Source organism: Flavobacterium frigidum, assembly GCF_048286795.2.
The window spans coordinates 14,004-29,392 of the sequence record NZ_JBLVPT020000015.1; the positions used below are offsets into that span (position 1 = coordinate 14,004).

The 15,389-nt window shown below is 32.9% G+C and carries 13 protein-coding genes and 3 tRNA genes; 6 read left to right on the forward strand and 10 right to left on the reverse strand.

What is annotated here, in order from left to right; all coding sequences use genetic code 11:
- Positions 1 to 7: 7 nt before the first annotated feature.
- Together gyrA and ACNQGB_RS13110 are read left to right on the forward strand one after the other, a co-directional pair.
- Positions 8 to 2,629 (forward strand): DNA gyrase subunit A, encoded by a 2,622-nt coding sequence (gene gyrA, locus ACNQGB_RS13105; RefSeq protein ID WP_417944330.1) that lies wholly within the window; start codon positions 8 to 10, stop codon positions 2,627 to 2,629.
- A gap of 44 nt (positions 2,630 to 2,673) precedes the next feature.
- Positions 2,674 to 3,942, forward strand: coding sequence for a tetratricopeptide repeat protein (locus ACNQGB_RS13110; RefSeq protein WP_417944329.1), 1,269 nt, complete (start codon positions 2,674 to 2,676; stop codon positions 3,940 to 3,942).
- Between the two features lie 54 nt (positions 3,943 to 3,996).
- Here ACNQGB_RS13110 and ACNQGB_RS13115 read toward each other — a convergent pair whose 3' ends face one another.
- Positions 3,997 to 4,758 carry a C40 family peptidase gene (locus tag ACNQGB_RS13115; protein ID WP_417944328.1) on the reverse strand — a complete coding sequence of 254 codons (762 nt, stop codon included), beginning with the start codon at positions 4,756 to 4,758 and terminating at the stop codon, positions 3,997 to 3,999.
- A gap of 70 nt (positions 4,759 to 4,828) precedes the next feature.
- Positions 4,829 to 6,007, reverse strand: coding sequence for an acetyl-CoA C-acyltransferase (locus ACNQGB_RS13120; protein WP_417944327.1), 1,179 nt, complete (start codon positions 6,005 to 6,007; stop codon positions 4,829 to 4,831).
- A gap of 228 nt (positions 6,008 to 6,235) precedes the next feature.
- Between ACNQGB_RS13120 and ACNQGB_RS13125 the strand changes: the two genes are divergently transcribed.
- The 4 genes from ACNQGB_RS13125 (at position 6,236) to ACNQGB_RS13140 (ending at position 7,264) form a co-directional block, all read left to right on the forward strand.
- A tRNA-Ser gene (locus ACNQGB_RS13125) sits at positions 6,236 to 6,319 on the forward strand.
- A gap of 15 nt (positions 6,320 to 6,334) precedes the next feature.
- A tRNA-Pro gene (locus ACNQGB_RS13130) sits at positions 6,335 to 6,409 on the forward strand.
- Between the two features lie 30 nt (positions 6,410 to 6,439).
- Positions 6,440 to 6,513: transfer RNA gene (locus tag ACNQGB_RS13135), tRNA-Arg, on the forward strand.
- A gap of 91 nt (positions 6,514 to 6,604) precedes the next feature.
- The gene (locus ACNQGB_RS13140) at positions 6,605 to 7,264 is read left to right on the forward strand and encodes a M15 family metallopeptidase (RefSeq protein WP_417944326.1); all 660 of its coding nucleotides are present in this window, start codon (positions 6,605 to 6,607) and stop codon (positions 7,262 to 7,264) included.
- Between the two features lie 2 nt (positions 7,265 to 7,266).
- On the opposite strand, the gene ACNQGB_RS13145 is transcribed toward ACNQGB_RS13140, so the two are convergent.
- The 8 genes from ACNQGB_RS13145 to tsaD all read right to left on the reverse strand — a co-directional run bounded on the left by ACNQGB_RS13145 (position 7,267) and on the right by tsaD (position 15,214).
- Positions 7,267 to 7,833 carry a hypothetical protein gene (locus tag ACNQGB_RS13145; protein WP_417944325.1) on the reverse strand — a complete coding sequence of 189 codons (567 nt, stop codon included), beginning with the start codon at positions 7,831 to 7,833 and terminating at the stop codon, positions 7,267 to 7,269.
- A gap of 2 nt (positions 7,834 to 7,835) precedes the next feature.
- The gene (locus ACNQGB_RS13150) at positions 7,836 to 9,017 is read right to left on the reverse strand and encodes a THUMP-like domain-containing protein (protein WP_417944324.1); all 1,182 of its coding nucleotides are present in this window, start codon (positions 9,015 to 9,017) and stop codon (positions 7,836 to 7,838) included.
- 2 nt (positions 9,018 to 9,019) lie between these two features.
- On the reverse strand, positions 9,020 to 10,111 hold the full coding sequence (locus tag ACNQGB_RS13155) for an AI-2E family transporter (protein WP_417944323.1): 1,092 nt from the start codon (positions 10,109 to 10,111) through the stop codon (positions 9,020 to 9,022).
- Between the two features lie 75 nt (positions 10,112 to 10,186).
- Complete coding sequence (locus ACNQGB_RS13160; RefSeq protein ID WP_417944322.1) at positions 10,187 to 11,134, reverse strand: zinc metalloprotease; 948 nt, start codon at positions 11,132 to 11,134, stop codon at positions 10,187 to 10,189.
- A gap of 298 nt (positions 11,135 to 11,432) precedes the next feature.
- Positions 11,433 to 12,380, reverse strand: a complete 948-nt coding sequence (locus ACNQGB_RS13165; RefSeq protein WP_417944321.1) for a zinc metalloprotease — start codon at positions 12,378 to 12,380, stop codon at positions 11,433 to 11,435.
- Between the two features lie 440 nt (positions 12,381 to 12,820).
- On the reverse strand, positions 12,821 to 13,459 hold the full coding sequence (locus ACNQGB_RS13170) for a DUF4159 domain-containing protein (protein WP_417944320.1): 639 nt from the start codon (positions 13,457 to 13,459) through the stop codon (positions 12,821 to 12,823).
- 18 nt (positions 13,460 to 13,477) lie between these two features.
- A complete protein-coding gene (locus ACNQGB_RS13175; protein WP_417944319.1) occupies positions 13,478 to 14,188 on the reverse strand; it encodes a 16S rRNA (uracil(1498)-N(3))-methyltransferase in 711 nt (236 codons plus the stop codon).
- A 3-nt stretch (positions 14,189 to 14,191) separates the two neighbouring features.
- Positions 14,192 to 15,214 carry a tRNA (adenosine(37)-N6)-threonylcarbamoyltransferase complex transferase subunit TsaD gene (tsaD, locus tag ACNQGB_RS13180; protein WP_417944318.1) on the reverse strand — a complete coding sequence of 341 codons (1,023 nt, stop codon included), beginning with the start codon at positions 15,212 to 15,214 and terminating at the stop codon, positions 14,192 to 14,194.
- Between the last annotated feature and the right edge of the window lie 175 nt (positions 15,215 to 15,389).

A 15,389-nucleotide genomic window follows, 5' to 3' on the forward strand; every position in this document is an offset into this window, starting at 1 on the left:
ACAACCTATGTCTGAAGGAGAAAAGTTAATTCCTATTAACATTGAAGATGAAATGAAAACAGCTTACATCGATTATTCGATGTCAGTAATTGTATCAAGAGCACTTCCAGATGTCAGAGATGGCTTGAAACCAGTACATCGAAGAGTACTTTATGGTATGCATGATTTAGGAGTAAACTCCAGATCTGCCCATAAAAAGTCCGCAAGAATTGTCGGGGAAGTTCTTGGAAAATATCACCCACATGGTGATACCTCTGTCTATGATGCCATGGTTCGTATGGCACAAGAATGGAGTATGCGTTATTTATTGATTGACGGTCAAGGTAATTTTGGTTCTGTGGATGGAGATAGCCCTGCAGCAATGCGTTATACGGAGGCTAGAATGCGCAAAATTTCAGAGGAAATCTTGGCGGATATAGATAAAGAAACTGTTGATTTTAAATTAAATTTTGATGATACGTTAGAAGAGCCAACAGTTATGCCAACGCGTGTTCCTACCTTATTAATAAATGGGGCAACAGGAATTGCAGTTGGTATGGCAACTAATATGCCTCCGCACAACTTAACCGAGGTAATCAACGGTACGTTAGCCTTCATGGATAATAATGATATTGAGATTGATGAGTTGATGACGCATATCAAAGCTCCCGATTTTCCTACAGGTGGTATTATATATGGTTATGAAGGGGTTCGTGAAGCATTCAAAACAGGTAGAGGACGTATTGTAATGCGTGCCAAAGTAGGTTTTGAAGAAGTGGATGGAAGAGAATGTATTATCGTTACCGAAATTCCTTATCAAGTTAACAAGGCCGATATGATTAAGCGTACGGCTGATTTGGTTAATGATAAAAAAATTGATGGAATTGCGAATATCCGAGATGAATCGGATAGAAACGGGATGCGAATCGTTTATATTTTGAAACGTGATGCTACACCAAACGTAGTTTTAAATACACTTTATAAATTTACACAGTTACAATCTTCGTTTAGCGTAAACAACATTGCCATTGTGAAAGGGCGTCCGCAAATGTTGAATCTGAAAGATTTGATTCATTATTTTATAGAGCACCGTCATGATGTAGTGACTCGCAGAACGCAATTTGAATTGAAAAAAGCGGAAGCTAGAGCGCATATATTAGAAGGTTTGATTATCGCTTCAGATAATATTGACGAAGTAATTGCTTTAATCAAAGCTTCAAAAAGTACCGAAGAAGCAAGAGAAAAATTAATTGAAAGATTCAATTTATCCGATATTCAATCTCGTGCCATTGTTGAAATGCGTTTGCGTCAATTAACAGGTCTTGAACAAGATAAGTTAAGAACAGAATACGATGAAATAATGAAGTTAATAGAGTATTTAAAAGCTTTATTAGCAGATGTAAACTTAAGAATAGCCTTGATTAAAGAAGAACTAACGGAAATTCGTGATAAATATGGAGATACACGTCGTTCTGTTATAGAATATTCAGGAGGAGACGTAAGTATTGAAGATTTAATTGCAGATGAAAATGTTGTAATCACAATTTCACATGCAGGATATATTAAACGTACCAATCTTACGGAATACAAAACGCAGAATAGAGGAGGAGTTGGGCAAAAAAGTGCAGGAACAAGAGATCAGGATTTCTTAGAACACATGTTTGTGGCAACAAATCACCAGTATATGATGTTCTTTACGCAAAAAGGAAAATGTTTCTGGATGCGTGTTTATGAAATACCAGAAGGAAGTAAAACCGCTAAAGGACGAGCTATTCAAAACTTAGTTAACATTGAAAGTGACGATAAAGTAAAAGCATTTATTTGCACCCAAGATTTAAAAGACAAAGAGTACATCACTAGCCATAACCTTATTATGGTGACCAAAAAAGGGCAGGTAAAGAAAACATCTCTTGAAAAATATTCTAAACCTAGAGTCAATGGAGTTGCTGCGATTACAATTAAAGAGGGCGATGAGTTATTAGAGGCAAAATTAACTAATGGTCAAAGCCAAATTATATTAGCTGTTAAATCTGGAAAATTAGTTCGATTTGAAGAGACTAAAACCCGTCCAATGGGAAGAACAGCTTCTGGAGTTCGTGGAATTACACTTAAGGACGATTCAGATGAAGTAATTGGCATGGTTACTGTAAATGATATGAATAGTGAGATATTAGTAGTTGCCGAAAACGGATATGGAAAACGATCTAGTTTAGACGAATATCGTATAACGAATCGCGGTGGTAAAGGAGTTAAAACACTCAATATTACTGAAAAAACAGGTAAATTGATTTCTATAAATGCAGTAACTGATGCAGATGATTTAATGATTATCAATAAATCAGGATTGACCATCCGAATGGCCGTTGAAGACCTTAGAGTAATGGGTCGAGCTACACAAGGTGTGAAATTGATCAATATAAAAGGAAACGATTCTATTGCAGCTGTAACAAAAGTTATGAAAGATGATGTGGCTGAAGTAGTCTTAGATGAAGATGGAAACATTATCGAAAATGAAACTATAGAGCGAGTTAAACCCGTTTTAGAAGTACTGGAAGACGAAGGATCGGAAGAGGATGAAGACGAGGACGAAACCGAAGAAGATGAGGCAGATGACGAGTCAGATGTAGAAGATGACGAAGACGAATCATAAAAAATAGAAATCTAAGAATAATTATTAAACAAAAATAGAATAGTATGAAAGGTAAATATGTATTACTAGCATCAACAATATTGATATCAGTAGCTACTTTTGCTCAAAAAGATCAAATTAAAGCCGCTGAAAAAGCGTTGAAAGCAGGTAAGTCTCAAGAAGCGGTAACCATATTGATGGAAGCAGAAACGGTGATGGCTAACGCGACAGATGCTGAAAAAGCGCAGTTTTTTTATGTAAAAGGAAATTCATTATTGGATTTAGCAAACAAGAATATTGATGCTAATACTAATTTTTCTCTTGCTGCAAAAGCATACCAAGATTTAATTGCAGCAGAAAAAACTTCTGGAAAAGTAAAATTTTCAACACAAGCAGCTACTTCAATAACGGAGATTAAATACAAATTGATTAACGGTGCTATTGCTGATTCAAAAGCAGAAAAGCATGCAGATGGTGCTAAAAAATTATATGACGCTTATTTGTTAGATAAAAAAGACACTATTAATTTATATTATGCTGCTTCAACTTATGTAAATGCTAATGATTATGATTTAGCTCTCAAGCTTTATGATGATCTTAAAACCTTAAATTATTCAGGAAAAGGAACGAGCTATTTTGCAGTTAATAAATTAACGACTCAGGAAGACTTTTTCAACACTTTACAAGAAAGAGACAGAATGGTAAAGTTAGGAACACATGAAAAGCCTAGAACAGAAGCAATTCCTTCAAAAAGAGGTGAGATTTATAAAAATATCGCTTTGATTTTAGTACAAAAAGGAAAAACGGAAGAGGCGAAGAAGGCAGTTTCTGATGCGAGACTTGCAAATCCAGAGGACACCTCATTAATATTGACTGAAGCTAATTTGTATCTTGAGACTAAGGATTTTGATACTTACAAAAAATTAGTGGCACAAGTTTTAGAAAAAAATCCAAATGATGCTGATTTAGTTTTTAATCTCGGAGTATTGAGTGCCAATGCAAAAAACACAGTGGATGCTGAAAAATATTACAAGAGAGTAATCGAAATTAATCCACAATATACCAATGGATACATAAATCTAGCTGCAATGAAGTTAGAGAATGAAAAAATTATCATTGATGAGATGAACAAATTGGGAACCTCTACAAATGATATGAAGCGTTATGACGAGTTGAAAAAGAAAAGAGAAGACCTATTTAAAGCAACAATCCCTTACCTTGAAAAAGCCGTTGAATTAGACCCTAAAAATGTAGATGTTAATAAAACTTTATTGGGTGTTTACAGTGCCTTGGAAATGACTGCAGAGTATAAAGCATTAAAAGCGAAGCAATAAGTATTTCTTTCGTAATAAAAAAAATACCTGTCTAAATTTAGACAGGTATTTTTTTTAAATGATTTTTTTTATTACTCTTAATTTATGTGTGTGCTTGTTGGTATCAGCATTAAATATTCCTAAATGGTCTATGCGATCGATACGTACCTTTCCACTGGCGTGAATGATGTAATTGTCGGCCATTATAATGCCAACATGGATAATATTACCTTCTTCATTATCAAAAAATGCAAGATCGCCGGGTTCACTCTCCTCGATAAAGCTCAAGGCTTCTCCTTGTGTTGATTGTTGAGAAGCATCTCTTAATAAATGATATCCATTGAGTTTGTAAACCATTTGCGTAAAACCAGAGCAATCTATACCAAAAGGAGTTTTACCACCCCAAAGGTAAGGAGCATTCAAATACATAAAGGCACTATTGATTAAACTTTCTTTTGATTTTTCTCCACTGGTTTTAGTCCCTTCAAAATTAAAATTAGAGCTATTTATATCATTATGATTAAGGAAAGCTAAAGAAGATCCAAGGGGTATTGGAATCAATAAATTGTCTGGAGCAGTAACGTATTCTATTAAATCTGCATTGAGAATTATGGCTTCTGCTGATAATTGATTAAAACTAGATTCTGAGATAAGTTGCAATTGCTTTGTATCGATCCAACCTTCATAATCATCATATTGCATTTTAACTTTAGACCATTGTTTTTGTTGTTCTAAAATTTCAAAATGTTCACCAAATAGAACTTGAGAAACGATTTCGCCTCTATCACTGGGTTCAAAGCGAAGTGGAATGATGGCTAAATTACAAATTCCGAACATCTAAATTTTATTAAAATTTAATAATTATGGGTTATAAGTCTTAACTTATAACCCATTTTATATAATTATTTTAAGCTCTCTCAATTACAATTGCTGATGCACCGCCACCGCCATTACAAATTGCAGCAGCACCTATTTTTGCATTGTTTTGCTCTAATACATTCAGTAAAGTAACAATGATTCTAACTCCAGAACAACCCAGAGGATGTCCTAAAGATACTGCGCCACCATTTACATTTACTTTGCTGTCTTCTAGGCCTAAAATTTTAGAATTAGCCAAGCCAACAACAGCAAATGCTTCATTAAATTCAAAATAATCAACATCGCTAATCGCTATTCCTGCTTTTTCTAATGCTTTAGGCATTGCTTTTGCTGGACTTGTAGTAAACAATTTTGGTTCTTGTGCAGCATCGGCATATCCTTTAATATAGGCCAAAGGTTTTAATCCTAAAGCGATTGCTTTTTCTTCACTCATCAGGATTACAGCTGCTGCACCATCATTGATTGTAGACGCATTTGCGGCAGTTACAGTTCCGTCTTTTGTGAAAACAGCGTTCAATGAAGGTATTTTATCTAATTTTACATTAGTGAATTCTTCATCTTTAGAAACTATGATAGGGTCGCCTTTTCTTTGTGGAACCGAAACCGGAACAACTTCATTGTCAAATTTACCCGATTCCCATGCTTTTGCACTCCGCTCATACGATTGAATTGCGAAGTTATCTTGATCTTCACGACTAAAGTTATATTCTGTTGCACATAAGTCAGCACATACTCCCATAGCGCTGTTATCGTAAGCATCAGTAAGACCATCTTTTTGCATTCCATCAATCATTGTGGCTGGACCAAATTTAGTTCCATTTCTAAGGTTGAGGTAATGTGGAATCATACTCATGTTTTCCATTCCGCCGGCAACTACAATTTCAGCATCGCCGCACAGTATTGCTTGTGCGCCCAGCATCACCGCTTTCATTCCCGAAGCGCATACTTTATTTATGGTGGTACAAGAAACAGAATTAGATAAACCAGCGTATAATGCAGCTTGCCTTGCAGGAGCTTGTCCTACACCAGCTTGAACTACATTACCCATAAATACTTCATCTATTAAATTTGGATCTAGATTAATTTTATCTAGAGCGCCTTTGATTGCTGCTGCTCCTAATTTTGGCGCAGTTACTGTAGATAATCCCCCCATAAAACTTCCGATAGGTGTTCTAACGGCAGATACGATAACAACTCTTTTGTTCATAACTATGATAATGTTGGTTTATCTAGCAAATTTAAGCTTTTTTAGATAAATTCATATTTTGGGAGTTAGATAATCGCTTTTAAATTTAATTTGATTGTATATGTTTGATTGTGAAGCTTTTTTATGGATGTATCAAAAAATATTAAAAAAAAGCTTTAAAATAGTTGTGAGAAGTCTAAAGATATCATAAGTTTGCAACCGCAAAACAGAACACGTTTTCTTGAGCTTGGAGGGGTGCCAGAGTGGTAATGGAGCAGTTTGCTAAACTGTCATCGAGTAATCGGTGCCAGGGTTCGAGTCCCTGTCCCTCCGCTTTGTAATTTTTTTCGGGGTGTAGCGTAGCTCGGTTATCGCGCCTGCTTTGGGAGCAGGAGGCCGCAGGTTCGAATCCTGCCACCCCGACTTTTAGGAGTCGATTTAGATTTTTAAAATGGAGGCATAGCTCAGCTGGATAGAGCACCTGCCTTCTAAGCAGGCGGTCGAAGGTTCGAATCCTTCTGCCTTCACAAAAACCGATACTCAACAAGTATCGGTTTTTTTGTTTTAATAGTTCTCGAATTTCCTTTATTTATTCTATTTTTATAAAAAATAGCATTTATGACTTCCTGTTTCAAACCATTTGCACTTCTTTGTACCTTTTTATGTATTGTCTCTTGTAAATCACAAACTATCGTTTCTGATGCTAAAGAAAATAACAGTTCAATTATTAATGATACTACATTTGTAAATTTAAAGGACTACAGCCTAGATTTTGTTTATGACTTGAAATATTCAACTACTGATAATTTTTTGAAAGCTAAAGTTTATGATTGTGAAGCATGTTTTTTACGTCTTAAAACGGTAACTGCTTTGGTAGAAGTGAATAAGAAATTCATGAAAAAAGGATTTAAAATCAAAATTTTTGATTGTTATCGTCCCTTAGATATTCAAAAAAAAATGTGGAAAATTGTTTCTAATCCAGAATATGTTGCAAATCCAGCCAAAGGTTCGGTTCATAATAGAGGAGGAGCGGTAGATATTACTTTGGTTGATGCAACAGGGAAAGAGTTAAACATGGGAACTTCTTTCGATTTTTTTGGAATCGAAGCGAGTCATAACTATCCCAAAGTATCTATGGAAGTAAAAAAAAATAGAATTCTTATCAGAACACTTATGACTAGCAATGGTTTCAACTCTTTTGATTCCGAGTGGTGGCATTACAATTTAAAGTCAGGTTTAAATGATAAAATATCAAACGCTAAATGGGACTGTGAATAATACTATTCTATGCATTTTAAGTAATTAATGAAGTAGTCTTCGGGGTAGTATGTTTCATTATTTAATTCTGATTTTAACTCCTTTTTTAAAACATAATCCTCTGTATCCGTCAAGTATTTTATACGCATCAAAGAAACAGAGGAGTTTTTTAGGTCTTCAAAACTTTCTTTCATGAACATAAAAATTCCGGAATTAATTCTATTATCAAATCCTTTATCATCCCTAATCATAGTACCACAATTTTCTTGATCGATATGAATTAATGTAATTATTTTACCATTATTTAACTGTAAGATTAATTTAGAATTTTTATCGAAGCAATTGGCTTTCATAAAATCTTTACTTTTTTGAATATTTTGAACAGTCAAAGTTGGTAATCCATCTGTCAATGACAAAGTGCAAAAAATATAGCTTGAGCTTCCGCCAAATTTTTTCTCACTAATCATATAATCCCGGGTTGCTTTATAGGTGCCAATAGAATCATTTACATTGACACTATAATCACATGGTTTCTGTGCTGCACTATTGAAGCTGATGAACAATGAGTATAAGAAAATTATGTATTTCATTTTTATATTATTTTAGTGCAAATTAAAACTATTTTATGATTGTTTTCATCAGTTGTAAAAAAACAATAGGTATTTCCTCCCTCTTTTATTTTCCATTTTTTCCGAATAGTTTCGACACTATCTGGAAAGTTTCTTGTGGTTAGATTAGCTTGTTTCTTTTCTAAGTAAACTTTCATCTCCGATTTATGGTATGGTATTGCGTGTAGAATTTCAAAAGTACGTCCTGGAAATGAAATTAAGACATCAGAAGTGTAAAGATGAGAGTGTTTTTGTATTTTATTTAAATTGTAAAATGTTCCAACTTCATCGAATCCACCTGATTTCATGATGGCGCTATTGGGTTCGTATAAATACTTTTGTGGACTACTGTAATTTGGAATTTTAGAATTTTTGTTTAAAATGAAATCGAATAGTTCAATTTTATTCTTAACGATATTAGCAGTTTTGATCTCTGTAGTGCCAAAATAATCTTTGTGTAGTTCCCATAACAACTCTTTTACTTCATTTTCTAATGCTAGGATATGAATAATTTTAACGTTTTTTAATTCTGATAAACCTGCAGAAATATCTAGTATAGGTGCAGTTTTTATAAGTACAGAATTTGAATGAGAGAAATAAAAATCGAGGTTTTCAGGAACATTAGGCAAGCAATCCTTTAACATAAATACTTTACCTTTTGTTTCATTTCTTCTAGAAGGATCGATATAAATCCAATCCCATTTTTTATTTAAATTAGATAAAACAACTAAGCTATCTCCGGCATAACAGTTAATATTTAATATGTTTAATTGTTTAAAATTGTATTGAACGATAGCAGAAAGCTCTGAATTTATTTCACAATGAGCTACTTTATTAATTTTTTGTGCAAAATAATAATCATCTACTCCAAAACCTCCAGTTAAATCGATTAAAGATTCACCTGAGATTAAAGAAGCTTTGTAAAAAGCTGTTTTTTCAGATGAAGTTTGTTCTATTGAAATTTTATTAGGAAATATAATATTTTGAGCCAAAAACCAGGTAGGCAACTTCTCTTTAGCTTTTGTTTTAGCTTCTATTTGATTCAAAATGATATGCCAATTCATTTCTTGAAAAGGATTTTTTTGTAGGGCTAACTTTGTTATACTTTTACCAATATTTTCATTGATAAATGCCTGTATTTTGGCATCTAAAATCTCTAAATCCACAATTAGATGTCTTTGGTTAGTAACATAATGATTTTGTTTTCTGGAAAAAATTCTTTTCCAATTACTTTGATTATAGTATAAAGAGGAACAGCCACTATCATTCCTAGAATTCCAAAAAGGAAACCTGCAATGAGTATCACTAAGAAAATTTCGAGTGGATGTGAACTCACACTTTTAGAAAAAATGATAGGTTGTGACGCATTGTTATCGATAATTTGAACTATCCAAAAACCAACTAAAACGTATATCGTTGTTGGTAAAATTTCAGTTCTAAAATCACTCCCTAAATTACTCATCATCGTTAAAATAGCGGCTAGAAAGGAGGCAATCAATGGCCCTATATAAGGAATGATATTGAGTACTGCACATAAAAAGGCAATAACAATTGCATTTGGAACTCCAAAAATGAATAATACGATTAAGTATAAAAGAAAGACAATAAATAATTGAAGCAATAAACCAATAAAATATCGAGACAGCAAGTGGTTTATTTTTTCTAATGAGCTTAATATTTGATCTTCATGGCTATCTTCAATTATTTTTTTAAAACCAATAATGAAAATTAATCGATCCTTTAAAAAGAAAAAAGTAATAAATAAAACGGAACCTAAGCCAACCCCAAAGCTACTGATAGTATTGATTACTGTATTTAAAAAATTAGGAATAAAATTAAAATTGATTTTAGACGTAAGATTAGTCTCTTTTAAAATTTGAGAAGAATCAATTTGGTGACTCTCTAGATATAAACTGATTTGACTTATTAATTGAACAATATTACTTTCTATTTTTGAAGTATTTAAAAGTGATAAATTTTGACCTTGTGATAAAATTAAAGGAACAAACATCATTATAAAACCAGATATAATCAATACAAAAAGTAGTAAAGTGGTAATAGTAGCAAAAATATGATTGAATTTCAATCGCTTTTTAAAAAAGTCTAAAATAGGATTCCCTATTAAGGTTAGTATTAAGGATACAACGAGATAGATTAGTACCGCTTGAATTTTGTATAAGAAGAACAAAACCAAACCGACAACTAGAACGATTAATAAGGCTCTGATAATGCCATTTGAAATGGTTTTAGGTGTAATCATTTTATTGTTTTAGGTTATAAAGATAAAAAAACTCGCTAACAAGTAGCGAGTTTTATAATCTAAAAAAACAAAAAATTATAACCTGAAACTAGCTCTTGATCCACCAGAAACAAAAACTGCAGCCATTCTTGATTTTTGTCCGTTAGAGAACATGTACATTCCTCTATCATCAGTATAATCCATATAGTTCATTGTCATTTCAACAGGATTTCCTGAACAAGTACTATAATGTGGGTATGCTGGAACTCCAGAATTTGCAGCGTTGTGAGTAGGTGTATCAGATACTAAATCACTACCGCAAGTTGCATCTCCCCAAATATGACGTAAGTTCATCCAGTGTCCTACTTCATGAGTTGCTGTTCTTCCTAAGTTGAAAGGATATACAGCAGTTCCCGTATTCCCTAAATATTTAGAATCTATAACAACACCATCAGTAGAAGAGGATCCGCCAGGAAATTGAGCATAACCTAATATACCACCACCAATTGTGCAAGCCCAAAGGTTCATCCTAGTAGTTGGAGTAGTTGGTGAAATTCCTCCTAATGAAGTACTTTTCATTTCATCGTTTGTTCCCCATGAAGTTTTAGTAGTTGCTTTTCTGTAAACTGCTTCAAGTACAAAAGAGATTCCAACATTTGCTTTTACTCCTGCAAATAAAGTAGGTACTTGATTAAAATCTGAATTAGCAGCATTAAAATCTTTGTTTAAAACATCAATTTGAGATTGGATTTGTGCTAATGAAATATTTTCCGTAGTTGTTCTGTACAATACATTAACTACGACAGGAATTTGAATTTTTCCATCTACTATTCGAGCAGATGCCATTGATTTTTGTGTGAATGCTTCAATCTCGTTCATTCTTAGCGCTAGTTTTGGATCAGCTTTCATTTGAGCTAATAATACGTCCTGAGATGCGCAGCCTCGTTGTGCAATTGCATTAGTTTCTGGAGCAGATTCTGTCGTTTCATTTTGACAAGAGAAAAGCATTACTAATGCTACAGCAGATAAAAAAATTTTTTTCATAGTAAATAGGTAATAAATTAGTTTTGGTTAATTATTTAACAATTTTATAACTTTTTATTTAAAACACCAATTTTTTACTCATTTATTTTTTAAATAATGTAGAATACTATTTCTGCTTTTATTTTGGATTTAAAATTGTAAGAGTAGTAGCCAAAATTTTATGGATAAAAAAATAGCAATGGAAAATTCGGTAGAAATAAAATGCTAAGAAGTGTTATTATTTTCAAGAATACCTTGAAAAATAGAATAAAAAAAGGAGGTGATTTATTGAATCACCTCCTTTTATGAAGTTTAAAAATTATATTCCGAAACCTGCTCTTGCTCCACCTGAAACAAAAATTGCAGCCATTCTTGATTTTTGACCATTAGAGAACATATACATTCCTCTATCATCAGTGTAATCCATGTAGTTCATAGTCATTTCTACTGGAGTTCCAGTACAAGTGCTATAGTGTGGGTAAGCCGGAACACCATAATTTGAAGTATTGTGTGTAGGAGTGTCTGAAACTAAATCACTTCCACAAGTAGCATCTCCCCAAATGTGACGTAAGTTCATCCAGTGACCAACTTCATGAGTCATTGTTCTTCCCAAGTTGTATGGGAATGCTCCTGAACCAGATAATCCAAAATATTTAGAATCTACTACAACACCATCTGTAGAAGAAGCTCCCCCAGGAAATTGAGCATAACCTAAGATTCCACCACCAATAGTACAAGCCCACATATTCAATTTAGTTGTAGGTGATGTAGGATCTAAACCTCCTTGTTTTGTTTTTTTCATAGCATCTCTAGTCCCCCAAGAAGATTTAGAAGTAGCCTTTCTGTTTACTGTTTCTAAAACAAACGTGATTCCTACATTTGCTGCAACTCCAGAGAATAAAGCTGGTGTACTGTTGAAATCTGAATTTGTAGCATTGAAATCTGCATTCAATACATCAATTTGTGATTGGATTTGAGTTAGCGAAATGTTTTCTGCAGCAGTGTTATATAAAACGTTTACTACTACTGGAATTTCAACTCTACCATTTACCAAACGACCATTTAGCATTGCTTTTTGAGTAAAAGCTTCAATTTCATTCATTCTCAAAGCTAAAGTTGGATCAGCTTTCAATTGCGCTTCAAGAACTTCTTGTGATGCACAACCACGTTTTGCAATTGCATTAGCTTCTGGAGCTGCTTCTGTTGTTTCATTTTGACAAGAGAAAAGCATTACTAATGCTACTGCAGATAAAAGAATCTTTTTCATAAATAATTTGTTATAAATTAATAGGATTGGTTAATTATTTCACAATTGTATAACAATTATTTCATAATAAAAATTTTTTCAATTAAAAAAATCAAATAAAAATAGCAAACAATCGATTTTACTGCTTTTGTTTATTTTTGACGATTTATTATTTACAAGTGCTTTCATACAAATAGAAAACACCAGTGATAGTAATACTCTATTTCATAAATAGAAAAGGATTTTTAAGAAATTTTATGTCATTACTTAGAACAATATCTTAAAACTATTGGAAATGTGTAGGTTATTGTTTTTTACTTTAAAACTTAGAATTAGAAATTAACCAATTTTCTATCTTTGGTAATTGGGTCTGTCTAAATGAATTTGAATTAAAATTTGAAAACGAGAATTAATAAAAAAATAGATGAATTACATTATTGTAAAATCACCAAAATTCAATTTTAATTATTAAAAATGTAGTTTAGAATGTTAGCTCCCATTTTAAGAGCTTTTTCACGTACTGCTAAGGGATCATTATTTACTTCCGCATCTTCCCAACCATCACCTAAATCGCATTCGTAGGTGTACAGCAAAACCAACTTATTAGCGATAAAAATACCAAAAGCCTGTGGTCGTTTTCCGTCGTGTTCATGAATTTTTGGTAACCCATTAGGGAAGGAATAAGGTTTTTGAAAAATGGCGTGCGTGGCAGGTATTTCAACCAACTCATTATTTGGAAATATTTTTTTTATTTCTTTTCTAATATATTGATTCATACCATAATTATCGTCAATATGAAGAAAACCTCCAGCGAGTAAATAATTTTTTAGATTATTGCTGTCAGCGTCATTAAAAACTACATTTCCATGCCCAGTCATGTGAATGTATGGGTATGAAAATAAATCGGGACTGCTGGGTTCAACCGTTGTTGGTTTTGTTTTTATTCGAGTATTAATGTTGGCGTTACAAAATTTTATCAAGTTGGGTAGCGATGTAGGATTTGCATACCAATCACCACCACCACTGTATTTAACCAAAGCAATTTCTTGAGAAAATGATGGTATAGAAAGTAAAACTAGTAGATAAAATAGTTGTCTCATAATGGATAAAATAAATGTTTATTCTTCTTCATTTATAAAAACCACGCTGTGACAGGCTACAATTGCTGCAGTTTCTGTTCTTAATCTGGTTGTGCCTAATGTTACTGCAACAAATTCATTTTCAAGCGCCAAAATAATTTCTTTTTCTGAAAAATCACCTTCTGGTCCTATTAATATGGTTACATCTACATTGGGTTTCACAATTGATTTTAGGGTCTTTTTTTCAGTTTCCTCACAATGTGCAATTAGTTTTAAACCTTTTCTATTCCCTTTAACAAACTCTTTAAAGGTGATGGCATCATTTAATTTAGGTAAATACAATTCATTAGATTGCTTCATAGCAGCTAATAAAATCTTATCAAATCGCTCGTTATTAATGACTTTTCGCTCTGAATGGTCACAAATAATTGGTGTTATTTCGTGTACGCCTATTTCTGTGGCTTTCTCGAGAAACCATTCAAAACGATCATTCATTTTCGTTGGTGCTACTACTAAATGCAAATGAAATTTTGAAGCAGTCGCTTTTTCGAAAGAAAGAATTTTTACAGTACACTTGCTATCGGAGGCTAATGTAATTTCAGTTTTGAATAAAAAACCAAGTCCGTTGGTTACATGTAAAATATCGGTATCTTTTTTTCGAAGTACTTTAATAATATGTTTGCTTTCTTCTTTATCAAAAGCAAATGTTGCTGTAGTTTCCGAAATATTCGGATTGTAAAATAATTGCATAATTTATATTTGTATTCTAGCTTTAGAAACAACAGAGGAAGTTTCAAATTGTTGTGATAAAAACTTTTGGTACCCCACAATACCTATCATTGCAGCATTATCGGTCGTATATTCAAATTTCGGAATAAAGGTTTTCCAACCGTATTTTTTTTCTGTTTCTTTTAAGGTGTATCGAATTCCAGAATTTGCCGAAACTCCCCCGCCAATAGCAATTTGTTTAATTCCTGTATCTTGGACTGCTAACTTTAATTTATCCATTAAAATTTCAATAATGGTATGTTGAATTGATGCGCAAATATCATTTAAGTTTTCATCAACAAAATTTGGATTTTCTATTTTTTTCTTTTGAATAAAATAGAGAATGGCCGTTTTTAAACCGGAAAAGCTAAAATTCAATCCTGGAACTTTTGGTTTAGTAAAAGCAAAAGCTTTAGGATTTCCTAATTGGGCATATTTGTCAATCAAAGGTCCACCTGGGTAAGGAAGCCCTAATATTTTTGCGCTTTTGTCAAAAGCTTCGCCAACAGCATCATCTGTGGTTTCGCCAATTATTGTCATGTCAAAAAAATGATCAACTTTTAAAATCTGAGTATGTCCACCACTTATAGTCAACGCCAAAAAAGGGAATGTTGGTTTTTCATATCCATCCTCATCAATAAAATGAGCTAAAACATGCGCTTGCATGTGGTTTACAGCAATTAATGGAATTTTTAAAGCCAATGCAATAGATTTTGCAAATGAACTTCCCACCAGCAATGAACCCATGAGCCCAGGACCTTGAGTGAAGGCAATTGCTGATAACTGATCTTTTTGTATATTTGCTTTTCGAAGCGCTGCATCGATCACCGGAACAATATTTTGTTGGTGTGCACGTGAGGCTAGCTCAGGTACAACGCCACCATATTGATTGTGTATTAATTGATTCGCCACGACATTTGACAATACTTTATCGTTTTGTAAAATAGCGGCAGCGGTATCATCACAAGAACTTTCGATCGCAAGAATAAAAACCTCGGAATTTTGCATAAAAAGGCATAAATTTTGAATTACATTTGACAAATCGATTCAATAAATCGATTTGTAGCATTCAAAATTAAAGAATTTTTATTGAAAGTGTTGCTGTTTCCAAGTGCAAATTAAAATATTATAGAATTAAATAGTTTAAAGGTATCAAAAAATTTAGAAAAATAGTATTTCGTTC